Raw genomic sequence first — 26,143 nt, 5'->3', positions numbered from 1 at the left:
CCACATCTCTATTTTATATACTCATTTACATTTTTCGGAATAGCCTGATTTATCGTTCGTTAACGTTTCTTTAATATGATCCACCGGATAGTGCATGATCCAGTCAAGAATCGATAAATTTTTTACACATTCTTTCTCATTTTTCACATAATAGACAGGATGAATGAAATTTTGATATACGACTTCAATATCTTCTTTATGAAACAATTCTTCTTCCAAGTAATCCTTACCGCTTTTCCCGCTTAAATAGCATGTACCACCAGCTTGCTTAATTAAGCTGACTAATCTCTCAGTTTTTCCAAAGGATGTGTTAAACTCAGTGGAAAGTTGTGTTTCTCCTTCATAGTTTAAATAATGTAAGATCAATTCAATTAAGTGAATATTTAAATCTACTAACAAAGCGTGTTCTTTTTGATATGCCTCTTCCAACAGTGGGAAGAAATCTTGAAAGTGCCGAGTTTTTTTATAAACTTCCGAGATTTGCTTCAAATGATTCCTTTTCCATTTTTGATTCGGGGAATGATAACTGATTACTTTTTCATGTAACATGTCAGGTTTTTTTTGTAGTGGCACAGTTAGCCTTGACTCTTTTCCGTCAGCACCTAAAATATATGTTTTATTTTGAAAATTACTTGAAGAATATTTCACATCCAATAGATATATAAATACATCTGATTGAAAAATCTTGTGAATCAAACCGATCCAAGGCAGGAAATTAGGCTGGTGAATTGTGACTATCTTCTGTTTTTCCACCTACAGAACCTCTTTTGAAAAGATTAGTAGGAATGTTTCCGCGTATTTACAATTCACTTGGGAACCCCTCCAACTACCAATATGCTCTGCATTAACTAAGTAATGCCCCATATAACCGGTTAGCTGTGATTGGAACAAGGTAATCATACGTTTTTTATCTTCGATAAACTCTGTAATATCACTATAAATATTCGGGTGAAATTGATTGGCGGCGATGTTATTATTTTGGTTAATTTGTTCAAATTCATATAGAGTAAACTGTTTTTTCCTAAAACAGCTTCTTACGACCTTAGATAATTTTTGATGATCTTGATGACTGTCATTCATCCAATGTGTGTAGACTTCGTCAGGATTGATCTTTTCAATGATTTCATCGAGCTCTTTTATTAATATATGCATAGGAATATCCTCAACGTTTTTACCCTCGCTATATTTAGAGAACTGTACCTCATATCCAAAATTCTTTGATGACTCCATAGCCTCTTGTTTCCTGACCTTGATATTCGAAGGGATGGAAAATATGATGTTGATAATGTAATGTCCTTGATTCAGTAGCTTACGAATGGTACCGCCCATACTGATTTCCGCATCATCTGGGTGCGCTGTTACTAGCAATATTTTTTTCATCATGTTCCTCCATTTAGTGCTTGTTCAATGATAGATATCGCTTGAAGTGTTATGTTCTTTCGTTCTCTGTACGCTGTTTTATTTTTCATTAAAATATGTTCCGAAAATTCAGTAATTTCATAAAGCAAACTATTATCACTAATGGGTTTGCTTATTGTTTCTCTAATGTTATTACTGATACTGTGGTAACTAATTTTTCGAATATCGTATAATGAATGAAAACGCAACGTTCCGTTCTCTCCGTAAATTTCCGATATTGAATCATTCGTAAAATTAATTTTTGAAATCAACATGGTTATCTTATAATCTTTATATTCAAAAATGAGCGTACCGCCCAAATCAATATTTTTTACGATGATTTGTTTAAAATAAAAGCTGTTAACGGGAACACCGAATAATTGAATGGCTGCATAAATAGGATAAATTCCAATTGTCCTTAATGTGCCGCCACCATGATTTTTATCAAAAAGTGGAGCTTTTTCTCCTTTTAGTAAAGCCAAATACTGCTTGGAGTAGTTTTGATACTTTAGAGTTGCCCCATGAATTTCCCCTAACTTTTTAATGGCATTCTTTAAACTATGAAAGTTAGGTTCATAAATGGATCTTACTGCCTCAAACACAAAAACATTTTGTTTATCTGCAGCATCGAAAACTCGATTTGCTTGATCGGTTGTCATGAATGCCGTTTTTTCCACAATGACGTTCTTTCCATGCTCAATGGCCGCCATAGCTTGTTCATAATGGGATGCATTTGGCGTAGCAATATAAACAGTATCCAGATCCTCATCTTCAAAGACTTCATTCAGGGATCCATAAACTTTAGAAACTCCTTTTTCTTTTGCAAGCTCCTTGGCAAAATGAAATCTTCTCCCCCAAATTCCAATTACCTCTCCATTTGAACTTTCATTAATGGCATCGATCATTGCACAACTTATGGGACCTGAACCTACCACTCCAATCCTATTTTTAATTGCCATGTTCCACTGCCTGTTTACATTTCGCTACAATGTATTTCAGATCCTCATCGGATAAATCCAAGTGACATGGTAACGTGAAATGAGATTCACGAAATCTATCGGCATTCGGGAGAGAGGCAAGGGGATATTCCTCTAGCAATGTGGGCTGTAAATGTAACGGGACCCCATAACAATGCCCCGTGCTTATATGACCCTCTTTTAAATGCCTTTTAAATGTTTCGCATTGCTCTTTGCTTTTAGACATGACGATAATTTTATAAAATGAAGATTCATTGTGGTCAGATGAAGCTTGGAAGTAAAGACCGTGTTCTTGAAAAATATCTTTTAAATTCTCTTTATAGAAACGGAAGATTTCCTGCCTGACCTGGATCATCCCATAAGCTTCCTGAACTTGCAGATAACCAAGCAATGCATTAAATTCACTAAGAAGCATGTCACCGGATAATACTTGATTGACTGCACCATTTTCATTCCCATGGTGCCTTAACAACTCACAGTATTTGATTAAATCTATATCATCCGATGTAACGACACCGCCTGTGGCACTTGTAACAATTTTAGTGGGGTACATTGAGAAAACCCCAGCAAATCCAATTGTACCGGCTTTATATCCATTTATAGTGGCACCAAAAGCATGTGAAGCATCTTCGATTAGATAAAGATCATTCTCATCACAAAACTCTTTAATCTCAAAGATGTTATCAGGGATCTTTCCAGCAATATATGTAATTAGGACAACTTTCGTTTTAGGAGTCACGGCGTTCTTCAGGCTATTTAAATCCAAATTGAAATCCTCTAAATTAATGTCACAAAGAACGACTCTTCCTTTCGCATTCTTCACCGCATATACTGGAGATATAAACGTATTGCTTGGCATGATCACTTCTTTGTCTTCAACATCCAGATACTTTAAAATAATTTCAATGGCTGCCGTTGCACTAGAAAGTGCGACAGCATACTTAGAATCACTGTATTGTCTGACGCTTTCTTCAAATTTCCGGGTAAAATCACCTAGAATTAATCTGCCAGAATCCAAAATGTGCTCAATGTTTTTAAGGTATTCCCGTTTTACCCAACCTGTTATCACTGGCTTTGTATTTACGATATTCTCCATAGAACTCCATCCTTTTTCCAAAATTAGATCTTCAAGTTAAGTGAGAAGCAGACAAATATAAAATTCTTACTAACCAATGTTCAAGAAAAACACATTCTTGAATATTCAATGATTAATAACGACCAATTCCGATAATGTTCTTTCTATTTTTGAAATCAATTTGGTTTTCTCATAATTCAGGGCTAACCGCTTTACATTTTCTTGCATTTTCATATGCATTCGTTTGTCACTCTTCATTGCTTTTACATACTCTATCATTTTTGATATATCACTATATTCAAAACCATGGCCTGCGTGGTATTTTGTCATAACCTCATGTTGCCAGCCCTTATAGTTTATTAATGTTGGTTTTCCGGCGGCCCAAAAATCAAAAAGTTTATTTTGACTATTCCTATCCAATATTTCATTATTACGTACAAAACACAGACCCATATGACATACGGCCATTAATAAGTACGCATCTTTTTTAGATACCTGATCAAGGAAAATAACGTTGTTTAATTTTTTGCTCTCTTTCACTTGAATTAATCGCTCTTTTTCCCTTCCATCCCCAACAATTAGATAGACAATATCAGGGTCATCCGTCTTTTCGGCAAGCTGTAAAATATAATCAATATTATTGATAAATCCTAAAGTACCCGCATATAAACAGATAAACTTCGCTTTTAAGTCCAATTTTTCCAATGCTTCTTCCTTATCTTCGGAACAAATCCGAGAAAAATAGTCTATATCCGCAAAGTTAGTAACCGTCGAAATCTTTTCCTGTTTAACTCCTTTTTTCAATAAATCTTCTTTCATTCCAGGCGAAAGCACGATGATTTTATCAGCTGCGGAATAAATCATGCTTTCTAGCTTCAATAAAACTCTCTTTAACCATTTATTTCTTATGATTCCCATCTCAATAGGTATATCTGGCCATAAATCCCTTACTTCAAACACAAATTTGCTGCGCTTTACCTTAGCAAGAAGCATACCTATTAACCCAATCGTCAATGGAGTCGAGGAAGCATAAACAACGTCTACCCCTTTTTCCTTCAACCCAATAAAGAAACTCTTATACATATAATGAATGAACGATAGTAATCTTTTCAGGTAACCATATTCTTGTTTATATTTAGTTTTGGTTGATATTATCTTTATTCCCCCACACGAATCTGTGGCATTTCCGGTGATGATGGTGACTTTATTATTTTTAGAAACTAAAAATTTGGCTATTTCATAAGATCGAGTACTTCCTTTATCGGTATTAAAATATTGATGCAAATAAAGAATTTTCACTTTATCACTTCCTTATACCCAGTGTGAATCAGTTGATTTACTGATGATTGCGTTCACCTAGATATCAAATGTAACATCGAATATAGTTGAGCCCTGTCCCTTTTTTAGAATGGGTCGTTTTAATTTTGAAACCCACTAGATAAACCTTATCGCCAATAAGATAAAAAGGGCTTCCCCATCTGGCATCATTGTTTTTTCCTCTCTTTAGGTTGGTTCCAGTCAAGGAGGGCTGAGATCGCAATCCAGTTATCCAGGCGGTTGTGAACCGTTTTGTCTTGTACATGGATTTCACGTCCAACTTCGGTAAATATGTTATTCCTTTCAATCACGTTATTTTCCATGTTCAAAGTGGTAATGGCATAGTCATTTGTAGGGCTGCCATTATTATGGGACCCCCTGATACCAATGCCCGCTTGAATAAACTTTTCGTCGGATTTATTAATGTGGTTAATGATGTTTCCTTGGAGTTTGGTGAACTTATTGGAACTAAGAATCGCAATCCCATTGTTGAAGCTATTTTCAATGGTATTGCCCTCAATAAGTGCATTTTTGGTCACATGGATACTGATGCCTCCCCATTCCTCGACATTAGCCTGGACATTATTCACATAATTGCCTTTAATCACGACCGTTTGCAGGAATCCCATTTCCGTTTCAGAAAGGTCGTTAAATTGGGTACCGTTGACAGTAATGCCTCGTTCGCTGACTGTGGCATTTTTATCTATACCGTAATCCTCATAATCATTAAATGATTCACCATTAATTCTATTCCCTACAATCTTGATGTTGCTGGGTGGATAAGCTGAGACACTTCCTCCCTTGTAATCCAATCCTCCGACAATGATTGGAAAACGCGTATTTAAGATGACATTATTCGTGAAGGAAACATTATGGCCTGAATGGGTGTCAATCCCTTCCCATGATGGGTTATTCGCCACCACATTCCCATCAATTACGATCGTGTCACTTCGCGGAAACTTTGATTGAGTCATGACATCTCCCGCTTTGTCTTTCCGGTGGCTAAAGGCCATACCATAGCTTTGCTTGGTATTTCCCACTGTCTCCCCAGGTCCAAGATCTCTCACCGTCGTATGCCTTACAGTCACGTTACTAGCAGAATACCCTCCGATGCCTGCATATCCAATATCTTTTATGATCATTTTGTTTCTTTTTCTTGAATCAGACCCTTTGACAGTGACTCCATTTACGTGTTCTAAATAAATGCCATATCCCTCATACCCGGTGATTTGAACATCTTCGATCAGGATATTTTGAAGCCTCTCCAAATCGTTCGTAACCGAATAGACAGACACCAAATCAGCCGTGGATTTGGATTGATCGATTGCAGTTACCTCGATCCCCCTGTTCCGTGCCGAATAATGGTTCCTCGGTTCACCAGTTCGGGGATCTTCCGTCCGTCTTTTCCCATCGAGTATCAGGTTCTTGACACCAGTATGACTCACCATGATTTTAATGGTGACAGCATCGCTTGTGGGCTGGGTACACATTGTCGTGACGGGCCTATCATTCTCTACCGTCCCTTCTAAAGTTACCCCTTCCTTCATCACAATAAAGGCACTCGCCGTGAACTGGCCTTTTGACAAACGAACCGTTCCTCGTTTCCCATTCGATTCATCTTGCGGGTAGACTGAAACCCTCGTAATGGCCTTATTAAGGATTCTCCGGATCGTTGTGGTGGAAGAGTTTGCTTCTAGTGACAACGTTTGTTTTAACTTCCCGTCATTGTCCAATAACTGAATCAAAGTTCCCGTTGTGGGACCGCAGACCTCGTTTGCCCCGACTGCAGTTGACTGGTGCGAGATGAACGCCATGATAAACACGGTAAATATTCCGGTTATTTTATATAATTGTTTCATCTGAAAACTCCCATGTCTTTTATTCATTTTTCGACAGTTGTTTTACACATTCCATGAGCCGATATCAAGGAAACCATAGTCGGCCTAGAAAAAAGGGGGGGCATATCTAATGTTACATGGGAAGGAAGATGTTCATTTCTCAAAATCGACATAACATGTGCTAATCTTGGAACAGTTGCTTAAACGTACGGCTAATTCGACAATTTCCCCATACAAAAAAACCTTCAATCGAATATGGAATAAAGGGTTAAACCGGATTGTGATTGGGGAAAACAAACCTTCTTGCGTGGCTATTGAAAATTACGAGCTTTATTCAGAGAGGGAATTTTTCAACTCATAAGCGTGTCCGTCGATTACGAGGGGGGACATCTGTCATTCAAAATAAAAAGCCTTTCCCCGTTTGTTTACCGGGAAAAGGCTGCAGCTTAATATACTCTTTTTTATGTCTAGTTTAACGGGGTATGTATCATTCTTATAGCCCCCGCAAAAGAAAAAGGAGGATATCCAACTTATCGTCAAATATCCTCCTATAGTTCACTGGTTCATTTGATCAAGAAAATCACCCAGGAGATCGTCGAGATTTTCCTCTTCCTCTTTCGGTTCGGGTTCTTTCACTTGTTGTTCAGTTTCATCCAAACTATTCCAATCAAAGTCATCCAGGTCTTTCTTAGGCAGGTCCTCCTGGACCTCCTCAGCTTCCGTTTCTTCAGGCTCGGCCTGCATATACGATTCCTCATTCAATACATTGCCGTTCAAAGAGGCAAGCAAGGCCGTAGCGCGTAAAGGATCGGATAAAAGGTTGTACATAATCGTTCCGAGCATAGCTTCTGAGTGGGAATGCTTGAGCCAATCACGCTGAGATTTGCTTAGCTTGTTCGGCATGGGCAGGGCAATCATTTCCCGATCCTGATGGGTGGATTGCCCGACTCCATCGAGAACATACTCGGCAATTTTACTGGAAAAATTCCTTCTTTCCGTTTCCTTCAATTTCTGCAGCTGTCTTAACGTATAGTCTGATACATCCGAAGGGATACGAAAAGTGATGGCTTGCCCTCTTTTAATTTCAGAAGAAGCTGTTTTTTTCATTCTCTCACCTATTTAATGGAGCCCGATCTTTGTTCTTTCTTTTTTTGCTGGGACTGATTCTGTTCCTTTGCATTCCGGCGGTTAAAATCCGAAATCAATTTATAATAGGCGTTTGCCATCATCCAAACGCTTTCCCGCTCATCTTCGAAAAAGTCTATGTTATAGCCATCGAAATTTTGATTCAATGTTTTCAAGTAATCTTTCAGGACAATCGATCCCCCGCCTACAAAATAGCAGATTTCCGTTTGTGAATTTTTTTGCCATACGTTGCGCAGGTGGCGATATTGCTTTTTGGCCAGTTCTCCCAAAATACGGTCAACGATATCATGGACGCTTGTCCGGCTTCCGCGAACCATAATATGATTGCGATCATTTTTCTTCGTGATGATTTCAACGACATCGCGCCTGCTGTCCAACTCGACACCATGTTTCTTCCTGATTTCTTCGCGAATTGCTTCAAGAGCTTCAGCTACTCCCAAATTGAATCCTTGTGCCTTGTCATCGTCAACTTTACGATTTTTAATGACCGCGATATCTGTCGATAGACCACCGATATCCTGAATGAGGATTCTTCTATCTATCAATTCACGGTTAATGATATTTAAATCTTTATCCATGACCAAATTTATGTATGCTGCAAAGCCCTCTGGATAGACCTTCACTTCATCGAATTTGATATTAACTTTCAACCCTTGGTATTTAGGGGTAATTAAAAATTCCACCTGATGGACAGATCCGAGTAATTTCGACCGATACCCGACGTCTTTTCCTTCTTTAACCTCACGAAGAGGCAAGCCTGTTCCAAGTGTATAATTGGCTTCCACAACATTATTAACTTTTTTGAATGTATCATTGTTCCCCTGTTTGGCAGCGTCTAATGCCAGAGCCGCAAAAAGCATGACCAATGTTTGATCTTCTTCTGATTTGCTGCTTCCCAAATCCAATTCGGTAGGATTATCGCTTTTTGTCGCTAAGTTCCCAACGCGATAAATAGCATTATTATCTTGAAGGGCTGGTGAATGAACTCTGATATGAATCCCTTCCAATGGGTTTTTTTCATCAAGTTCCTCAATCCCGATAACTGGACGATCCTCTATGTCTTTTGCAATGACGTTCGGTATATAAAGTTCAGACTCTAGCTTTCCAAAAATAGCCTTGATAGCATCATTTCCTACGTCTATTGCTGCGATTCTAGAACTCATCTAAAAACATCCCCTTTTTAATAGAAAAAAATTTAAGTGAAGCCTTCCCTTTAAGAATAGGAAAAGTTACCACGTTAGTCAATCCTTCATTAGTTGTAGCTATATTTGTCGAATTGTTTTCAAATTGTTTACAATAGGAACAAATATGTATACACCTTATATATAGCAATGTGTACGTGTTTGTAAACATGTATACTCATTTGTGTACAATCTGTCTATTTTTGTTTACATGTATACGCATTTGTACACAAACCAAATAATGTATTTTTTTAATATTTCTTCTTACAAAAATTAGCGTATAAATAGCGGATTTGGGTATGGTAATAAATGGACGATTCACTAACTGAACTGTATGGAGGTATTCAAATGAATGAAAAAATACAGATCTTCCCCGATTTCCGGAACCCTATTGGCGCTGTGCGTTAACTTTCCCTTCCTTTTCTAATCTAGATATAGATATAACCACTGATATCTTAATAGTAGTAGGCGGCGGAATTACTGGAATCACATCCGCTTATCTACTAGTTAAACAAGGTGTTAAAGTCACACTGATTGAAGCCAGGCGAAATCCTTACTGGAACGACAGGACACACTACAGCAAAAATCTCGGCCCAGCATGGCATGATTTATGACCAGTTGATCACTGACCATGGTAAAGAGAAGGCCAGACTTTAATATGAAGCCAATGCAGATGGAATGAAACTAATTAAAGGCTTGGCAGAAGAACATTCCATTGAATTCAATTTGACTGCATAAGATGCTTATGATCCCTTTCTCCATTCCTTGTAAATCTTCCATGATCCAAGCACAGTTTCACCCCTTTAAAATATTTAACGGCCCTCCTCTTCACGATTCTGGAAGCTGAAACAGTTTCCACGATAGTCAATCCTTCATTAGTTGTAGCTATATTTGTCGAATTGTTTTCAAATTGTTTACAATAGGAACAAATACGTATACACCTTATGTATAGCCATGTGTACGTGATTGTAAACATGTATACTTATTTGTGTACAACGTATCTATTTTTGTTTACATGTATACGCATTTGTACACAAACCAAATAATGTATTTTTTTAATATTTCTTCTTACAAAAATTAGCGTATAAATAGCGGATTTGGGTATGGTAATAAATGGACGATTCACTAACTGAACTGTATGGAGGTATTCAAATGAATGAAAAAAATACAGACCTTCCCCGATTTCCGGAACCCTATTGGCGCAGTGCGTTAACTTTCCCTTCTTTTTCTAAACTAGATACAGATATAACCACTGATGTCTTAATAGTAGGCGGGGGAATTACTGGAATCACATCTGCTTATCTACTAGCTAAACAAGGTGTTAAAGTCACACTGATTGAAGCAGGCGAAATCCTTACTGGGACGACAGGACACACTACAGCAAAAATCACGGCCCAGCATGGCTTGATTTATGACCAGTTGATCACTGACCATGGTAAAGAGAAGGCCAAACTTTATTATGAAGCCAATGCAGAGGGAATGAAGCTAATAAAAGACTTGGTAGAGGAACATTCCATTGAATGTAATTTGACTGCACAGGATGCCTATGTCTACGCAAATACGGATGAATATAAAAGCAAAATTCAAAATGAACTGAAAGCCTATCAAAAACTCGGCATTCGGGGGGATTATGCAGAGAATATCCCTTTCTCCATTCCTTGTAAAGCTGCTGTGATAATGAAAGATCAAGCACAGTTTCACCCGTTAAAATACTTAACTGCCCTCATTTCGACAATTCTCGAAAGTGGAGGCACAATTTATGAACGGACAACGGCAATGAAGATTGAAGACGGCGATCCGCCGACCGTTCTGACGGATACTGGACATTCAATCAGAAGCAATCAGGTAATCGTTGCCTCCCACTTCCCCTTTAACGATGAAACGGGCTTATACTTTGCCCGTGTTCATGTAAAAAGGTCCTATGTGCTTGGTATCAAGACTGAACAGGAATATCCAAGCGGGATGTATTACAGTGCAGACAGCCCTACCCGCTCCCTTCGCTATACGGAATTGGACAATGGGGAAAAACTTATACTTGTTGGCGGAGATGGCCATAAAACAGGCCAGGGAATCTCGATGATCGAGCATTATGAAGCACTGAAGGACTTCAGTTCCCAGTATTTCGATGTGAAGGACATCCCCTATCGCTGGTCGGCACAGGATATCGTGACACCGGATAATATCCCCTTCGTCGGTCCAGTGACAGCCAACCATCAAAACGTCCTGATAGCTACCGGCTATGCTAAATGGGGAATGACGAATGGATCGATTGCCGCCAAGATCTTAACTGACCGGATTTTGCAAAGGGACAACCGGTATGCGGAACTGTATGACCCTGCCCGTTTAAAGGGCTTGAAGAATCTAGCCGAAGTTAATGCTGATGTAGCGAAGCATCTGATTAAAGGTAAATTGGCGGTCATTCATAAAACGCCGGAAGACCTAGGAAATGATGAAGGAGCAATCGTTAAGGTGAATGGAGACAAAGCTGGGTGTTACCGTGATCATGATGGCCAGCTTCATATTGTCGACTCCACATGTACTCACATGGGATGCGAAGTTGCCTGGAATAGCGGCGACCGTACCTGGGACTGTCCATGCCATGGCTCCCGCTACTCTATCGCTGGTGAAGTTTTAAATGGCCCTGCTGTCGAACCATTGAAAAAAATACGCTAATGGTCAATTTGTGATTTTAGCTAATAGTCGACTAGGGTGGCTGTTTTCCTTATACTGAAGTTACTGCATGATTGAATGGTTGCAAATAACTCTGAAAAGGATTGAATCGAACATGAACGGTAAAAATCGAAAAGATATTACCCCGGGTGCCTCTGTGGACATTGTACTTAAAGCAGACCAACGCAGCGGAAAACTGACAAGCGGGACCGTAAAGGATATTTTAACCAATTCCAGCACTCACCCTCATGGAATTAAAGTAAGATTGACTGATGGCCAGGTTGGCAGGGTTCAAGTCATTCATAAGTAAGGTGCACTCGGTCCAGGCCGAGTGTTTTTTTTTGTGCATTTTCATGTTGAGGATTTTATAGACATTTTTTAAGGGTTTTTCGACGAAATTGATAACAATGGGGATATTTCAATCATGTTTCCCGTTCATACTTCGTACAATAGGGTTGAGATTATCTCTTTAAAAAGGCTGGTGTCAAAATGAATCAAGAATATAATGCCCCTGATAGGGATCATCCCCGAGATGATGAACATAAATTGAAAGTTTCCGGCTCAGAGACGCTTCAAGCTGCTCCGGATCAAGCCACAATCACCCTTGGAGTCATAACAGAGGATGTGGACCCGCAAAAGGCCCAGCAAGCCAATTCCCAAGCAATCGCAAATGTCATCGCAGCACTTAAATCTGCAGGCATTCCCGAAGATCGATTGAAAACGAGTGATTACAGAATCGATCCACAATATGATTATATTGACGGAAAGGAATTGTTCAAGAACTACAAAGTCCAGCACATCATCCAGGCCCAAACGACCGACATAGAGAAAATAGGCAGCATAATCGACACGGCCGTCAGAAGCGGCGCCAATTCAATCACCAGCATCCGCTTCTCCTTATCCAATCCAGATGCATACTATAACCAGGCACTTTCTCTCGCTTTAAAAAATGCATACGAAAAAGCACTCTCCATGGCTCGAACGCTAGGAATCTCATTGAACCCGGTCCCTATTCAAGTTGACGAAGTATCAGAAACCGCAACGCCAATGCTTTATCAAACAAGCACCTTTTCAAAAATGGCGTCTACCCCGATTCAGCCCGGGGAATTGAATATCACCGCCTCGGTTAGGGTGGAGTACACGTACTAGCACTCACTAAATTCCATCCTAAAAACCCCCCTTTGCAACCCAAAGGGGGGTTTTTCATTTTAAAAGACTACCGTTTTATTTTCATGAACGAGGACGCGGTCCTCCAAATGCCATTTAACGGCACGTGCCAGCACTCTCCGTTCAGCTGAACGACCGATTTTCTTCATATCCCCTGCAGAATCACGATGATCCACACGTTCAATATCCTGCTCGATGATTGGACCTTCATCCAAATCATTCGTCACATAATGGGAAGTCGCCCCAATCAGCTTAACACCTCTGTCATAAGCTCTTTCATAAGGCCGGGCACCAATGAATGCAGGTAAAAATGAATGATGTATATTGATGATTTTGTTTGGATGGGCGGCAACAAAATCCGGCGTCAAAATCTGCATATACCTAGCCAGTACAATTAAGTCCACATTGAATTCTTCCAGAAGTCCAAGCTGTTTCGTCTCCACTTCCTTACGTATATCCTTATTTGCAGGAATGTAATAAAAAGGGATGCCCATCGATTCGACAATTTGCCTGGTATCTTCATGATTACTGATGACTAGCGCAATATCAGCCAATAAATCCCCGCTTTGCCACTCCCATAGCAATTCGAGAAGGCAATGCGGTTCCTTGGAAACGAAGATTGCCGTCCTCTTCAGATCACTCACATGGTTAAATGTCCATTGCATTGAAAATGTTGTCGAAACTTCCTGAAATGCCAGTTGCATATCGGCTGCCTTATCCTTTAATCCTGGACAATCGAATTCGATCCTGGTGAAAAAGGTACCGCCCTCAGGATTCATCGAATATTGACTCAATTCAACAATATTTGCATCATATTCTTTTAGAAAGGCTGTAACTGTTGAAACAATACCAGGCTGGTCCGGACATTTTATTATTAAACGGCCCCTATCTTGATTCTTTTCGCGAAACTCCTGTAACTGTTCTTGCACAAAGTTGCTCACCATTTTCCCAACTGCCCTTCTTCTATTTTGCTATATTATACTTCAATTCATGGCCAAAATTAAAGTCAGTCAATCAATTCGGGATTTTGTTGGTAGCCACGACGATCTGAAACATTCCACTATTATTACAACATACACAGATTACACAGTAGAAATAATTCAACGTATCTTATACAACACATTTAAAAATTTTTGCTTACAAGGATTTGTACCTTAATATCCTATCTATAACATCTTTCTCCTGTAAAAAAATTGGTGTTTATATTTAATAGAAATTAATAAAGTTCCAATAATGAAATAAATTATTTATATCTTGAAACTCTAAAAATCATTTCTTATGTTACGTTTGGAATGATTTTAGACAATATTAAAAAACTATCCAACCACTTGCTGGCAGCATTATTACAACATCTCTTATTCTGAGCTATACCTATTCCGGAAGCACAGTCGATATTATTCCAATTTAAACTGATTCGTATTTGACGTTAAAACAAAACAATGATGGAGTGGAGAAAATAAGATATGGCTACTTTAAAATTAAAAACTAAATGGCTGTATTCGTAAGAGATTCGAAATCACGTAATCTTTTGGTTGTTTCAGTATTAAAACATTTGATTTCAATTTTGAGAAATGCTTGTCTCTCTTTTCATTTAACATAGAATACACAAACTAAATGGAGGGAGAAATAACAATGATACAAAAAATGAAATCTTTACTATTTTTATCCTTGATTCTAGTTTTAGGAGCTGCTCTACTTCCATCTCATGTATTTGCAGCTTAAGGTAACTCACCTGTAACGGAGGAAAAGCCAGTTGAAAGACAACCAACATCATTAGACCCGATTGAAATAAAGGAAATTAAATTTAAAATTAATAAAAATTTATCAGACGAACAAATCATTGATAGATTTGAGGAAATTAATTCATAATATAATATAAATGAACCCTTTTCTTTGGAAGATACAGAGTTTATAAGAGCTTATGCTTCAAGTACAAACGAAACAGAGGACATTGCCGTCCAACCAACTAACTTAATTCTACCAATTTCACTGAAATTTGGTAATGCAAATAGCCAATCTTTTAGTAAATCAAAATCAAAATATGGTGTTACTGTTAAATTCACTGGAAAAGTTTATACAAATATAAATGTATTAAATCATAGTTATCGAGGAAACCTTAAAGCTACGATTCCTGCTGGAAGTTCAAAAGTTAAAGGAATAAAAACTGCTGTAACAAATGTTGCTTATGGCGTACTGGGAAAAAGCGGAACTTACGTAGGCATAGTTTATAGTGGTTCCGCACAAAGTAGCACAACCACAAAAAAAACATCATGGGCAATGGATAAGACTGTAAAATATAGTGCAATTGCTGTAGTATACACATACACTGATGCTTATGTAGAAGTTAAAACAACTAGTGGGTCCTTCAACTTATATGCATTCTAAGGAGAAATAATATGAAAACCTTTAGTCCAATAGGAGCTTTAATAGCACTAGTTATAATATTTATAGTTGGCTTTCTTCTTTTTAAAATTGTAAGAAAATTCAAAAAATAAGAGAAAGTTTTAAATGCGACAAATTGGGATAAGCCGCTAAAATTAGCTGCTCATTCTTTTTTTTTTGCAAATAATCTCCCATTACAAGTATCGCTATGCCTAGTAAAATAGTAATTACAAGTATAGTAGCATTTATACTCTCTATTATATTCAAAGATTTAAATAGTATAGGAACTAACAAAACCATAAGTCCGAGTAATTTAAGCAAGAAAGACTTTTTCATTTTTCTACTTTCCCCTTTGTTTTTGTCATCGTTCCAAGCCATAAGTTCAAACCATAAATAACATTTGCTATTGTATTAGTCGCTTAACTTGAGACTTGCCCCCTAGCCCAGTTATGCAAAAGCCCACCGAGTTTTCAACACCAATACCAAGTTTCTTCTTAGTCAATCTTAACAAAAATTGGATAGATATCAGTCATCTTTATTTTTTAGGCTTAAGGCTTAATAAAATGAAGTCTTAGAAGGATGAAAAAATGAAAAATTGCACCCATCAGATGGTGTTTTTAAAAAAATTCAGTTTGTTTTTCTCGAAAAATTAAGGTTAATTACTACAATAAAATGAGAATCGGGATTTATTTTTAATTGCGATAATTTAAATGTTGAGATCGAAAATAAAAACAAAAATTGCATCTAAATAGGCTCATCAAAAGGACCGATTAGTATGACAGAAAGCGACTTCCTTTCAGCTTTTTTCTCTCCGATATATATACCATATTTAATAATTAAGATTGTTCCAAAAGTAGAATTAATTGTTTCCATATCGAAACCCAAAAAGACATTGCGTATGTTACTTTTAATACAAGTTGAGGTTTTAATTGGTAATTTCAACAATTGCAGCCGCAGCTACGGAAATGGGGCCATATCGTGCAGAAGATAAAGAATATGGAGCTAGATTGTATACTGCTTGGGTTAAACTAAAAAGTGCAGGGGTCACTGTTGCTACCTTAAAATTAGGTAATCATTATTCTGTTGGTGATTATGGGTTGAAAATGAGATATTGCGATGTAGGAGGAACAAATGGTACTGTTTACTCAAGTGTAGATGCTTCATGTAAAGTTACTGATTCAAAAGCTGAAAAAGTAAATTATGATATGAATGCTGTAGGAACTTATAAAATAAGTGGTAAACTAAATAATGGCTATATAGTTCTTACTAGTTATATCAAACTTACTTCTTTAAATAAAAAAAGTAAAGTTGCTCGTGTTTATCAAAAATACACATATAGAGATTAAAAACTTTAATAGGGTAGGGTGAAATTAAAATGGATGTATCGTCTTCTTACTTTATATTTGGTTTAATAAACATGATTTTAATGGTTGTATCTATACCAGCCATCATATACGCTTTGTATTTATTACGTAAAATATCAAAAAAATAAAGAGAAAAAAGGAAGAGGCGTTTTTGCAGTTACTTTTCCTTTTTTGTTCAATTGTTTCCACAACCTGGACTTTTCTGGATTACTTATTTAGAAGTCAAATAGGGTAAACGTTTATGTAAATCAAACTCATCCCTTGGTTTTTATGCGTCGAACTCATCTAAGATCTATCCCTTAATTCATAGTTTAACCCCTAAAGAATATAGTACTGGAATAACTGTAAATAGACTATAAATCTAGAAAACGCTTAAATCGCCTACTCATTTGTTTCTTGGCTACGGCAAATGCAGTGGAGATCCAAATGATAAGGCAAGTTATTATGATATCGAAACAGTTAGGTTATTGAAAAGGATTGAGAGGGCAATACATGAATGAAACAATTGTGAATTGGTTTGATGTAGGATATCAAATTACCATATTCATATTATTGGTTGCTTTAATTTCTTTCATTGTCTATTTGGTAAAAAGAAAAAAGCGTAATAAAAAATCCAACTTTTAATATCCAAGTTTAGAGATGTAGTGGCGGAAATTTCGTAAATCAAAGTGAATGAAGGTCTAAAAGCCCCCCTTCTCTAACAGGGGGGAGTAATCGTAAAAAGAACTAATATGATATTGAAACGAGGTATCTCAGTTTAGAGATGCTTTTTTATTTATTATTTATTTTTTTTCACCTAGACTTGCCGCTAGAGATAAAAAGATATAAGGGAACGCCAATAAAATTAAATCCGGAAATCCATAGCCAATAAACACTAAGTTATAATCTGGATGTTCATCCATATAATAACCGGTTCCCGCCATATAAAATCCAACAATCAAATAAGTAATGAAAGATATAGTTAAAGTACTTATAGTTAGAGCGTTTAATTTTATAGTAACTACAATTAACGTAAAGTAAACTAAATAGACAATCCCTAAAATAATTAACAGTAAAAAAATATAACCTGGATCAAATATCGCTTGATTCGAACTGCTAAACATATGAAATCACCTCTTATTTCAAATAAAAACAAATGTAGCCCTACTACTTTGGGTTACATTTGTTTTTATAGGTTAATACTAGCGATAAATCTGGACGCCAAGGTTCTAAGTTCCAAGGTGACTTGTAAATTGTTAATGGATTTACAGCATGACAAATGAATTGATCTTTAATTCTTCCTTCTTTTGAACTTGATACATGGGATTTAAATGAAGCATCAGCTTTTAATTCAGCCCACATATCTTTTATTAATGAAGATTGAATTGTAATAATTTAATCGTATATAAAAGGAACTTGTTACACATTCCTACTTTGGAACAATGGGTTTCATTTTTGAGTAAATAAAGAGAAAGTGATGATATGAAATGAGGGTCTTTTATTCCAAGAGTCACTAGTTCTACTTTAGTAACACTTGCAAAATCAAATGGAGGTTCCTTTTTATAAAGCTATCCTCTATTCATATTTCATAGGTTTTAATCGCGGAAAAGTCGGCCTGATCACGGTCGACTTTTTTTATTGAAATAGAAATGACCTAGATCTGAGGATGAAAAGATACCATTAGTTCTCATCCTCTATTAATAGACACTATCATTCTTCCAATAAATAACTGGTGAATTTAAAGGAAATGAAGGCAAAGGCCGAGAACCTTTATGCAATGAATAGTGAAGGGGGATTCTTGGATGAAATGTCGGCATGATCTGGACAACCTTTTTGGTTACAGTTTTATTTTCCATAGTTAATAAGGTTATTCACTGCCTCATAAGGGTATAGACCATTCTATTAGTTTTTTTCAAAGGGGGAAATGAAATTATCATGAAATCATCAGTTACATTCATTTTATCCATTCTGGTTATTCTTGGACTTCTGTCCGGCTGTGCTGAAAAGGATCAGCTAGAGGATGGGAGTAAGCTGATCAATAAGGACCAGTTTGTATTCGCTGCCTCAGGCGAATTCAAGCCATTCAGTTATGTCAATGATGACATGACCGTAACCGGGTTCGATATTGAAGTTGGCGATGCAATAGCCAAGGAATTAGGTCTAGAGCCAGTGCCTAAACGGATTAAATTCAAAGGTATTGTGGAAGGTGTCAAAACCGGTCGGGCAGATGCCGCGGTCGCGAGTCATACAATTAATGAACAACGAAGTAAACATGTTGCCTTCTCCACCCCTTATTACTACTCGGGCCCACAAATTTTTGTCCGCTCGGATAGTGATATAAAAACGGTTGAAGATTTAAAAGGAAAGGAAGTTGCGGCTTCTAAGGGCTCCACTTACGCAACCACAGCAGAAAAGTATACATCCAATGTAAAAACCTACGATAGTGATATCACCGCCCTGAAAGCATTGAGTGGAGGACGTCACGATGCCGTCATCACCGACTTCGTAACCGGCAAGGAAGCGACCAAGGAAGGTTTCGACATCGAAGGACGGCAATTGATCGAACGAAGCGAGCAGGCCATCGTACTGCCTAACGACAACCCCCAGCTGCTTGCACGAATCAACGAAGCACTTGTAAACCTCCGGGAAGATGGAACACTTGCGAAAATTAGTAAAAAGTACTTTGGTGAGGACATCACAACTAAGCCTGAATAAAGATTGATAGAAAGGGAGTCATTACATTGCCAAGTTTTTCACATTTTTTTGATACATTATTTAGCTCATCGGACGTATTCATCCGAGCCATGCTCCTCACATTGGAACTGACGGTAGTCTCCATATTGGTAGGAATCGTCATCGGGTTGCTATTTGCACTTTTAAAAATATCCAATATAAAAATTCTTGCATGGATTTCAGATACATATGTATTCCTGGTACGGGGAACTCCGCTTATCGTACAGATATTCATACTCTATTTCGGTATCAGCAACCTCTTCTTACTGCCTGACTTCTGGGCGGCGTCACTTGCCCTGGCCTTCCATAATGGAGCTTATATCTCAGAAATCCTACGTGGTACGATTCAATCCATCGACAAAGGCCAAATGGAAGCCGGACGCTCCCTTGGCATGAGCAATTCGCTCACATTAAGAAGAATCATCTTACCTCAAGCCTTCCGTCGTGCATTGCCGCCGCTAGGCAACCAATTCATCATCGGACTGAAAGATTCATCACTGGCAGCCTTCATATCCATGAATGAGCTGTTTAATGTTGCCACCACGTTAGGCTCTAATAATTTCGATGAAATGACTTATTTATTGATTGTAGCGGTCTACTACTTGATTCTTGTGGCATTCCTGACCATTATCGTAAATTTATTCGAAAAGAAACTGTCCATTAGTGATCGATAGGGGGAATTGAAATGGAACAAAAAGAAATGATTCGCATTAGGAACTTAAATAAATCGTATGGAGACCTACATGTGCTCAAAGATATTGATATGAAGGTATTGGATAGCGATGTTGTCTGTCTGATTGGACCAAGCGGTTCCGGAAAAAGCACACTTCTCCGCTGTTTGAATTATTTGGAGAAGAAAGACAGCGGGCAAATCCTTATTGAAGGAACGGAAGTCAATCCGGGTACCCATGATATTAATAAAATCCGTGAGAAAGTCGGAATGGTTTTTCAGCATTTCTATCTCTTCCCTCATATGACCGTACTTGAAAATGTCATTGAAGCACCTACTCACGTCAAAAAGATCCCAAAGGCCCAGGCGATTGAAGAAGCAAAAGCATTGCTTGCCAAAGTCGGCTTATCAGATAAAGCGGATGTTTATCCAAGCAAGCTCTCAGGTGGGCAGAAACAGCGTGTTGCCATAGCCCGCGCCCTTGCCATGAAACCTGATATCCTACTCTTTGATGAGCCAACCTCGGCTCTTGATCCCGAACTTGTCGGGGAGGTTCTTGCTACGATGAAGGAACTTGCCTTGGAAGGGATGACAATGGTAGTCGTTACACATGAAATGAGCTTTGCACGTGATGTTGGGGATTGGATTGTCTTCATGCACAATGGGAGGGTTGTCGAAAGCGGCCCGCCAAAAGAATTCTTCACCAATCCAAAAGAAGAGCGTACAAAAGAATTCTTGCAAACGACAGTCTTTTGATTTGAATTCTAAAATCTATCTAATAGCGAGAGCAATTCGTCGTCTTCACGGATAATCCGTCCTAGAACGTGGACAATCTTTATAAGCAATACAGGCATGATTCCTGTATTGCTTATTTTGCATATAAAAACCGTTCTTATTTTCTTTAATTGCCAGTTAGGTAGTTTGCCCATTTATATGTTCAAGGTTTCTGGGATATTTTCGATCTGACTGTACAAACTATATACTTGATGAATTGTTTCAGAACGTATCCCAAAAACCCTGATTCCGGCTCGAACATGGAAAAATATCTGTATTTATGGTATATATACAGGTAAAATTAAAAGAAGTATATAAATGAAAGAGGTCGAATTCAGTTGGAAAATAACTCTTCGAATTTTATTAAAAATATTATAAAAGATGATCTAGAGTCCGGAAAACATGATCATGTCATCACCCGCTTCCCTCCTGAACCAAATGGATATTTACATATCGGGCACGCCAAATCAATCATTTTGAATTTTGGGGTGGCTGATGATTTCAATGGGAAAACAAACCTTCGTTTTGATGATACGAATCCATTGAAAGAGGATATTGAGTTTGTCAATTCCATTAAGGAAGATGTAAAATGGCTCGGTTATGACTGGGATAACCTGTTCTTCGCTTCCGACTATTTCGATGAAATGTATAAAAGAGCAGTGCTGCTCATCAATAAAGGACTGGCATATGTGGACGACCTAAATGCCGACCAAATTCGTGAATATCGCGGAACGCTTACCGAGCCGGGGAAGGATAGCCCCTACCGCAATAGAACCGTTGAGGAAAACCTTGAACTATTTGAAAAGATGCGCAGCGGTGAATTCGGGAACGGCACAAAAGTATTGCGCGCAAAAATCGATATGAGCTCGCCTAACATTAATTTGCGCGATCCCGTCATATACCGTATTTCCCATACCGAACACCATAATACCGGCAACAAATGGTGCATCTATCCGATGTATGCCTTTGCCCACCCAATTGAAGATGCCATCGAGGGAGTCACCCACTCCATTTGTACGCTTGAGTTCGAAGATCAACGCCCTCTTTATGACTGGATCGTTGAAAACTGTGAAATGGACAGCAAACCAAAACAATATGAATTTGGCCGTCTTAACCTGACCAATACAGTAATGAGCAAGCGAAAACTGAAGCAGCTTGTGGATGAGGGCTTCGTGGACGGCTGGGACGACCCACGGATGCCTACCGTTTCAGGCCTACGTAGACGCGGGTATACACCCGAAGCGATTCGTGCGTTCTGCCAAGAGATAGGTGTCGCAAAAACAAGCGGTGTCGTAGACTCTCAAATGCTAGACCATTTCGTACGTGAAGACTTAAAGCTGAAGGCTCCGCGGACCATGGCTATCCTAAACCCGCTTAAAGTGGTCATCACCAACTATCCGGAAGGTGAGATTGAATGGCTGGATGCTGAGGTCAATCCGGAAGTTCCGGAAATGGGTACACGACAAATTCCGTTTTCACGTGAAATATATATCGAACAGGACGATTTCATGGAAAACCCGCCGAAAAAGTATTTCCGTCTTTTCCCGGGCAATGAAGTCCGTTTGAAACATGCTTATTTCATTAAATGTGAAGAAGTGATAAAAGACGAAGCCGGTAACGTCATTGAACTTCGCTGCACATATGACATTGAAACGAAGAGCGGATCGGGTTTCACTGGCCGTAAAGTAAAAGGGACATTGCACTGGGTCGAAGCTTCACAAGCCGTTTCAGCAGAATTCCGCAACTTCCAGCCTTTAATTTTGGATAAGGAAAATGATGAAGAAGAAGAAAAATCATTCTTGGAGCGGGTAAACCCTGATTCCATGGAAATTTTACAAGGATTTGTCGAGCCCAACATGAAAGATGTTATGCCTCAGGATAAATTCCAATTCTTCCGGCATGGCTATTACAATGTTGATTCAAAACTCACTACTGCCGATCACTTGGTTTTCAACCAAATTGTTGGTTTGAAAAGTTCCTTCAAGTTATAGAATCACTTAAAAGAACCAGATTCCTAGCGGGATCTGGTTCTTTTTCACTCTCTGGACCCTTTATATCATTTTCTCTCGTAAAGTTTGATCCCTTGCTTGGAAAGAGCTTGTTTAAGAGTACTATGTGTCGAAACCTGACTAAAATCAAGACCTAACTGAATCGATGTCTGGGCCACTTCAGGACGAATGCCGAAAATGGTCGATTGAATGCCTAATAGGTTCAGGGTGCTTATCAATTGATAGATCTGCTGGGCAACCATCGTATCTAAAAGGGAGACTCCCGATAAATCGATGAATAAGTGAGAAATATTTTTGCTAATGCATTTGCTTGGAGTCGTATCCAAAATTCCCTTTGCCCGGTAGGTATCGATATCACCGATTAACGGCAATACCGCAATGGCATCAATAATGGGAATGACAGGTGCGCCCAGTTCATTAATCAGATCCTGTTGAGCTAATAATCGTTCTTTTGTCAAAAGATAATACTGCTCAGTGAACTCACGGTTCAATTGATCGAATGCACGATTAATAAGCCGGCTCCAACGGATGATCGTCGCCTTCGTGATTCCCGTATCATCCTTTAGCATATAATCAGTGATAAAGCTCCAATATGCTTCCCGCACCTTATTAAGTGCTTCCAACACTTCGTAAATGGGTGTGTCCGATTCAACCCTGCTTTTCGCAACAAGTGTAGCCCACTGTTCCATTGTTTCGATGAAAACAGTTTTATCTTCAAGTAAAGCACTGGTCACTGTTTTGATGGTCAATGTATTCTGTTCCCTAAGAAGCTTTTCGATTTCCTCATTAGAGTCCATTGAATAGATGGAACCAAACTGCTTTTCCCTTAAAGCTAACCAGTTTTCCGTAATCTTGGAAGAATTATCAAGGATGTATCGATATAAATTTTCATCTATTTTATCCATTTGCGTTCCCCTCAACTAGTTATTTCATTTTAAAAAGTAATAATAAGTCTCCATATCCCTCTCTCTCCATTTCATTTCTAGAAATGAACCGGAGGGCGGAAGAGTTTATGCAATATCTCGTGCCTTTAGGACTGGGGCCATCAGGAAAAACATGTCCAAGGTGTGAATCTGCGTCCCTGCTGCGCACCTCGGTCCGGGTCATTCGGTGACTGAGATCCATTTTTTCATTGACACTTGCCGACATAATTGGCTTCGTGAAGCTCGGCCATCCACAACCGCTATCATACTTATCCCGCGAACTGAATAGGGGCTCCCCAGAAACGACATCCACATAAATCCCTTCTTCAAAGTGATCCCAATAGACATTATCGAAAGGCGGCTCCGTGCCATTTTCCTGGGTGACATGAAACTGAATTTCGGTTAAGGTCTTTCTAAGGTGTGTATTATCCTTAGGCCAATTTTCTTTTATGAAAGCATCCCGCCCCGAGCCTTTACGATACAAAGCATAGCGAAATTGATTTTTCCGATAGAATTCTTGATGGTATTCCTCAGCCGCGTAAAATTTCCCCGAGGGTAGAATACCCGTTACAATAGGTTCCTTAAACCGCCCACTCATCATTAAATCTTCCTTCGATTGCTCTGCTTCCTGTTTCTGACGTTCATTAAGATAGAAAATGGCTGCCTTGTATTGCTTTCCCCTATCCGAGAACTGTCCTCCGTCATCCGTTGGATCGATTTGCTGCCAAAATATCTCCAATAACGCTTTATAGGAAATGATCGATGGATCGAATTCCACTTGAACCGCTTCAACGTGATCAGTCGAACCGGTAATCACTTGTTTATAACTAGGCGCGGCAAAATTACCGCCCGTATAACCCGATGTCACTTTAATTATTCCATCCACTTCATCAAAGGGAGCGACCATGCACCAAAAACAACCTCCTGCAAAGATAGCTGTTTCTATTCCACCCATCGTCATCCTAAAACTCCCCTTTCACGTTTGTCATTTTATGTATTATATACCAGTAAGCCAAACACCTTCAAATTCAAAAACCATTGTTTTCAATCTTTGCTACACAAATATAAAAGAGGCACTTAGGAGTAAACCCAAGTGCCTCTTTTATATTAGATCCGTTAATTAAAGTATCACACTTACGATGATTGCTGATAGGATGCTGACAAGTGTCGCACCGTATAGCAGCTTCAAGCCGAAACGGGCCACAACATTTCCTTGTTTTTCATGAAGTCCTTTGACTGCACCTGCAATGATTCCAATAGATGAAAAATTAGCGAATGAAACCAAGAAAACTGAAACGATCCCTATTGTCCTATCGCTCAAGGCTGCTGATGCGTCCCCTAAGCTCAGCATGGCAACGAATTCATTTGTTACTAACTTCGTCGCCATGATTCCGCCTGCAGTGACTGTTTCTGAAATTGGTATCCCCATGATAAAGGCAAACGGGGCAAAAATATACCCCAAGATGTCTTGGAAGCTGATGCCGAAGATCATGTCAAATACACTGTTGATTCCTGCAATTAATGCAACGAAACCAATTAACATCGCGGCTACAGTGATAGCAACCTTAAATCCATCCATGATATATTCCCCAAGCATTTCGAAAAACGACTGCTTCTCTGCCCCTTCTTCAATAGGGAGAATATCATCTTCATCCGTTACCGTATAAGGATTGATAATGGATGCAATGATGAATCCACCGAACATGTTAATAACAATTGCCGTCACAACGTACTTTGGTTCAATCATTGTCATATAAGCACCGACAATCGACATCGAAACGGTTGACATGGCTGACGCACAAAGCGTATACATGCGAGATGGCGGAATGGCACCGAGTTGTTTTTTCAAGGTTATGAAAACCTCGGATTGGCCAACTATTGCTGACGCTACCGCATTGTAAGATTCCAATTTACCCATCCCATTCACTTTACTTAGCAAAAATCCAATCCACTTCATGATGAACGGAAGGATCTTGAAGTGCTGTAAAATCCCGATTAATGCCGAGATGAATACGATAGGAAGAAGGACATTTAAAAAGAAGGGCGATGCTCCTTCGTTTACAATCCCGCCAAATACAAAGGTGATTCCTTCATTTGCCCATTCTAAAAGTTTTCCGAACCCATCGGCAATCGAATTGATGATCACTAAACCGAACTTCGTATTTAATAATAGATAAGTTAAAATAAGCTGCATGATCACCATGAGGATGATCGGTTTAATTTTAACTTTCTTCCTGTCACTGCTGGCTAAGATAGCTAGTCCAAAAACAATAAGCAGTCCTAAAATTGCAATCAGAAATTTCATATATTCTGCCTCCACTAAGGGTGAATTTAATGATCGTGCATTAATAGTAGGTTACCCTCAAAAAATTTATGCAAACGTTTTCTCTTTCATCCAAAATACATGTACGTACCTCTCCAGAAGTCTATATTAAACTAATATTTTTTTTAGTGCAATTATTATTTCCCTTTTTAAAATAACAATTAGTGACAATAATGGGTTTCGTGAATTAAAAAAGAAGGCTCCCCTTCGAAAGGAA

25 protein-coding genes are annotated in these 26,143 nt (G+C 38.6%); 10 read left to right on the top strand and 15 right to left on the bottom strand.

What is annotated here, in order from left to right:
* Nucleotides 1-21: 21 nt before the first annotated feature.
* From QUF94_RS00975 to QUF94_RS00940, 8 genes are all read right to left on the bottom strand, one after another.
* Nucleotides 22-753 (bottom strand): WbqC family protein, encoded by a 732-nt coding sequence (locus QUF94_RS00975; RefSeq protein ID WP_289314217.1) that lies wholly within the window; start codon nt 751-753, stop codon nt 22-24.
* Complete coding sequence (locus QUF94_RS00970) at nt 754-1,380, bottom strand: PIG-L deacetylase family protein (RefSeq protein ID WP_289314216.1); 627 nt, start codon at nt 1,378-1,380, stop codon at nt 754-756. It lies immediately after the preceding gene.
* Nucleotides 1,380-2,357 carry a Gfo/Idh/MocA family protein gene (locus tag QUF94_RS00965; RefSeq protein WP_289314215.1) on the bottom strand — a complete coding sequence of 326 codons (978 nt, stop codon included), beginning with the start codon at nt 2,355-2,357 and terminating at the stop codon, nt 1,380-1,382. The genes QUF94_RS00970 and QUF94_RS00965 overlap by 1 nt, the downstream gene beginning before the upstream one ends.
* Nucleotides 2,347-3,471 carry a DegT/DnrJ/EryC1/StrS family aminotransferase gene (locus tag QUF94_RS00960; protein ID WP_289314214.1) on the bottom strand — a complete coding sequence of 375 codons (1,125 nt, stop codon included), beginning with the start codon at nt 3,469-3,471 and terminating at the stop codon, nt 2,347-2,349. Before QUF94_RS00960 ends, QUF94_RS00965 begins: the two co-directional genes overlap by 11 nt.
* Nucleotides 3,472-3,576: 105 nt before the next feature.
* Nucleotides 3,577-4,749, bottom strand: coding sequence for a glycosyltransferase family 4 protein (locus QUF94_RS00955; protein ID WP_289314213.1), 1,173 nt, complete (start codon nt 4,747-4,749; stop codon nt 3,577-3,579).
* Between the two features lie 185 nt (nt 4,750-4,934).
* Nucleotides 4,935-6,626 carry a right-handed parallel beta-helix repeat-containing protein gene (locus QUF94_RS00950; protein WP_289314212.1) on the bottom strand — a complete coding sequence of 564 codons (1,692 nt, stop codon included), beginning with the start codon at nt 6,624-6,626 and terminating at the stop codon, nt 4,935-4,937.
* 534 nt (nt 6,627-7,160) lie between these two features.
* Nucleotides 7,161-7,712, bottom strand: a complete 552-nt coding sequence (locus QUF94_RS00945) for a hypothetical protein (RefSeq protein WP_289314211.1) — start codon at nt 7,710-7,712, stop codon at nt 7,161-7,163.
* 8 nt (nt 7,713-7,720) lie between these two features.
* Nucleotides 7,721-8,914 carry a ParM/StbA family protein gene (locus QUF94_RS00940; protein WP_289314210.1) on the bottom strand — a complete coding sequence of 398 codons (1,194 nt, stop codon included), beginning with the start codon at nt 8,912-8,914 and terminating at the stop codon, nt 7,721-7,723.
* A gap of 452 nt (nt 8,915-9,366) precedes the next feature.
* On the opposite strand from QUF94_RS00940, the gene QUF94_RS28695 reads away from it, so the two are divergent.
* From QUF94_RS28695 to QUF94_RS00920, 4 genes are all read left to right on the top strand, one after another.
* Nucleotides 9,367-9,546 carry an FAD-dependent oxidoreductase gene (locus tag QUF94_RS28695; RefSeq protein WP_353957805.1) on the top strand — a complete coding sequence of 60 codons (180 nt, stop codon included), beginning with the start codon at nt 9,367-9,369 and terminating at the stop codon, nt 9,544-9,546.
* 538 nt (nt 9,547-10,084) lie between these two features.
* Nucleotides 10,085-11,605: an FAD-dependent oxidoreductase gene (locus tag QUF94_RS00930; protein ID WP_289314208.1), complete on the top strand. Its 1,521-nt coding sequence runs from the start codon at nt 10,085-10,087 to the stop codon at nt 11,603-11,605.
* A gap of 112 nt (nt 11,606-11,717) precedes the next feature.
* Complete coding sequence (locus QUF94_RS00925) at nt 11,718-11,912, top strand: YwbE family protein (protein ID WP_076368446.1); 195 nt, start codon at nt 11,718-11,720, stop codon at nt 11,910-11,912.
* A 179-nt stretch (nt 11,913-12,091) separates the two neighbouring features.
* Complete coding sequence (locus QUF94_RS00920; RefSeq protein ID WP_289314207.1) at nt 12,092-12,751, top strand: SIMPL domain-containing protein; 660 nt, start codon at nt 12,092-12,094, stop codon at nt 12,749-12,751.
* Nucleotides 12,752-12,810: 59 nt separating this feature from the next.
* Here QUF94_RS00920 and purU read toward each other — a convergent pair whose 3' ends face one another.
* Complete coding sequence (purU, locus tag QUF94_RS00915; RefSeq protein ID WP_289318250.1) at nt 12,811-13,710, bottom strand: formyltetrahydrofolate deformylase; 900 nt, start codon at nt 13,708-13,710, stop codon at nt 12,811-12,813.
* Between the two features lie 952 nt (nt 13,711-14,662).
* Between purU and QUF94_RS00910 the strand changes: the two genes are divergently transcribed.
* Complete coding sequence (locus tag QUF94_RS00910) at nt 14,663-15,154, top strand: hypothetical protein (RefSeq protein ID WP_289314206.1); 492 nt, start codon at nt 14,663-14,665, stop codon at nt 15,152-15,154.
* Nucleotides 15,155-15,253: 99 nt separating this feature from the next.
* Here QUF94_RS00910 and QUF94_RS00905 read toward each other — a convergent pair whose 3' ends face one another.
* Nucleotides 15,254-15,529 carry a hypothetical protein gene (locus tag QUF94_RS00905; RefSeq protein ID WP_289314205.1) on the bottom strand — a complete coding sequence of 92 codons (276 nt, stop codon included), beginning with the start codon at nt 15,527-15,529 and terminating at the stop codon, nt 15,254-15,256.
* A gap of 551 nt (nt 15,530-16,080) precedes the next feature.
* Here QUF94_RS00905 and QUF94_RS00900 point away from each other — a divergent pair.
* Nucleotides 16,081-16,497 carry a hypothetical protein gene (locus QUF94_RS00900; RefSeq protein ID WP_289314204.1) on the top strand — a complete coding sequence of 139 codons (417 nt, stop codon included), beginning with the start codon at nt 16,081-16,083 and terminating at the stop codon, nt 16,495-16,497.
* Nucleotides 16,498-17,297: 800 nt separating this feature from the next.
* Here QUF94_RS00900 and QUF94_RS00895 read toward each other — a convergent pair.
* The gene (locus QUF94_RS00895) at nt 17,298-17,618 is read right to left on the bottom strand and encodes a hypothetical protein (protein WP_289314203.1); all 321 of its coding nucleotides are present in this window, start codon (nt 17,616-17,618) and stop codon (nt 17,298-17,300) included.
* Between the two features lie 43 nt (nt 17,619-17,661).
* Nucleotides 17,662-17,856 (bottom strand): DUF2599 domain-containing protein, encoded by a 195-nt coding sequence (locus QUF94_RS28690; protein ID WP_353957648.1) that lies wholly within the window; start codon nt 17,854-17,856, stop codon nt 17,662-17,664.
* Nucleotides 17,857-18,429: 573 nt separating this feature from the next.
* On the opposite strand from QUF94_RS28690, the gene QUF94_RS00890 reads away from it, so the two are divergent.
* The 4 genes from QUF94_RS00890 to QUF94_RS00875 all read left to right on the top strand — a co-directional run bounded on the left by QUF94_RS00890 (nt 18,430) and on the right by QUF94_RS00875 (nt 22,662).
* A complete protein-coding gene (locus tag QUF94_RS00890; protein WP_289314202.1) occupies nt 18,430-19,209 on the top strand; it encodes a transporter substrate-binding domain-containing protein in 780 nt (259 codons plus the stop codon).
* A 26-nt stretch (nt 19,210-19,235) separates the two neighbouring features.
* Complete coding sequence (locus tag QUF94_RS00885) at nt 19,236-19,901, top strand: amino acid ABC transporter permease (RefSeq protein ID WP_048685680.1); 666 nt, start codon at nt 19,236-19,238, stop codon at nt 19,899-19,901.
* An 11-nt stretch (nt 19,902-19,912) separates the two neighbouring features.
* Complete coding sequence (locus QUF94_RS00880) at nt 19,913-20,653, top strand: amino acid ABC transporter ATP-binding protein (RefSeq protein ID WP_289314201.1); 741 nt, start codon at nt 19,913-19,915, stop codon at nt 20,651-20,653.
* 356 nt (nt 20,654-21,009) lie between these two features.
* Entirely contained in the window at nt 21,010-22,662 is a 1,653-nt protein-coding gene (locus QUF94_RS00875; protein WP_289314200.1) for a glutamine--tRNA ligase/YqeY domain fusion protein, read from the top strand.
* Between the two features lie 65 nt (nt 22,663-22,727).
* Here QUF94_RS00875 and QUF94_RS00870 read toward each other — a convergent pair whose 3' ends face one another.
* From QUF94_RS00870 to QUF94_RS00860, 3 genes are all read right to left on the bottom strand, one after another.
* Nucleotides 22,728-23,585, bottom strand: a complete 858-nt coding sequence (locus QUF94_RS00870; RefSeq protein WP_289314199.1) for an STAS domain-containing protein — start codon at nt 23,583-23,585, stop codon at nt 22,728-22,730.
* Between the two features lie 19 nt (nt 23,586-23,604).
* Nucleotides 23,605-24,564: a peptide-methionine (R)-S-oxide reductase MsrB gene (msrB, locus tag QUF94_RS00865; protein ID WP_289314198.1), complete on the bottom strand. Its 960-nt coding sequence runs from the start codon at nt 24,562-24,564 to the stop codon at nt 23,605-23,607.
* A 159-nt stretch (nt 24,565-24,723) separates the two neighbouring features.
* The gene (locus QUF94_RS00860; RefSeq protein ID WP_289314197.1) at nt 24,724-25,908 is read right to left on the bottom strand and encodes a NupC/NupG family nucleoside CNT transporter; all 1,185 of its coding nucleotides are present in this window, start codon (nt 25,906-25,908) and stop codon (nt 24,724-24,726) included.
* Nucleotides 25,909-26,143 lie beyond the last annotated feature (235 nt).

Origin of the sequence: Peribacillus sp. NJ4, assembly GCF_030348345.1 — a bacterium.
GTDB lineage: Bacteria > Bacillota > Bacilli > Bacillales > DSM-1321 > Peribacillus.
This window is presented reverse-complemented; position numbering and strand designations above follow the sequence as displayed.

Coding starts and splice junctions, on each gene's coding strand:
- QUF94_RS00895 (WP_289314203.1), bottom strand. CDS start 17,618: ATGTTTAGCAGTTCGAATCAAGCGATATTTGATCCAGGTTATATTTTT.
- QUF94_RS00950 (WP_289314212.1), bottom strand. CDS start 6,626: ATGAAACAATTATATAAAATAACCGGAATATTTACCGTGTTTATCATG.
- QUF94_RS28690 (WP_353957648.1), bottom strand. CDS start 17,856: ATGTGGGCTGAATTAAAAGCTGATGCTTCATTTAAATCCCATGTATCA.
- QUF94_RS00890 (WP_289314202.1), top strand. CDS start 18,430: ATGAAATCATCAGTTACATTCATTTTATCCATTCTGGTTATTCTTGGA.
- QUF94_RS00870 (WP_289314199.1), bottom strand. CDS start 23,585: ATGGATAAAATAGATGAAAATTTATATCGATACATCCTTGATAATTCT.
- QUF94_RS00880 (WP_289314201.1), top strand. CDS start 19,913: ATGGAACAAAAAGAAATGATTCGCATTAGGAACTTAAATAAATCGTAT.
- QUF94_RS00860 (WP_289314197.1), bottom strand. CDS start 25,908: ATGAAATTTCTGATTGCAATTTTAGGACTGCTTATTGTTTTTGGACTA.
- QUF94_RS00920 (WP_289314207.1), top strand. CDS start 12,092: ATGAATCAAGAATATAATGCCCCTGATAGGGATCATCCCCGAGATGAT.
- QUF94_RS00930 (WP_289314208.1), top strand. CDS start 10,085: ATGAATGAAAAAAATACAGACCTTCCCCGATTTCCGGAACCCTATTGG.
- QUF94_RS00905 (WP_289314205.1), bottom strand. CDS start 15,529: ATGGCTTGGAACGATGACAAAAACAAAGGGGAAAGTAGAAAAATGAAA.
- QUF94_RS00960 (WP_289314214.1), bottom strand. CDS start 3,471: ATGGAGAATATCGTAAATACAAAGCCAGTGATAACAGGTTGGGTAAAA.
- QUF94_RS00965 (WP_289314215.1), bottom strand. CDS start 2,357: ATGGCAATTAAAAATAGGATTGGAGTGGTAGGTTCAGGTCCCATAAGT.
- QUF94_RS00925 (WP_076368446.1), top strand. CDS start 11,718: ATGAACGGTAAAAATCGAAAAGATATTACCCCGGGTGCCTCTGTGGAC.
- QUF94_RS00970 (WP_289314216.1), bottom strand. CDS start 1,380: ATGAAAAAAATATTGCTAGTAACAGCGCACCCAGATGATGCGGAAATC.
- QUF94_RS00940 (WP_289314210.1), bottom strand. CDS start 8,914: ATGAGTTCTAGAATCGCAGCAATAGACGTAGGAAATGATGCTATCAAG.
- QUF94_RS00945 (WP_289314211.1), bottom strand. CDS start 7,712: ATGAAAAAAACAGCTTCTTCTGAAATTAAAAGAGGGCAAGCCATCACT.
- msrB (WP_289314198.1), bottom strand. CDS start 24,564: ATGACGATGGGTGGAATAGAAACAGCTATCTTTGCAGGAGGTTGTTTT.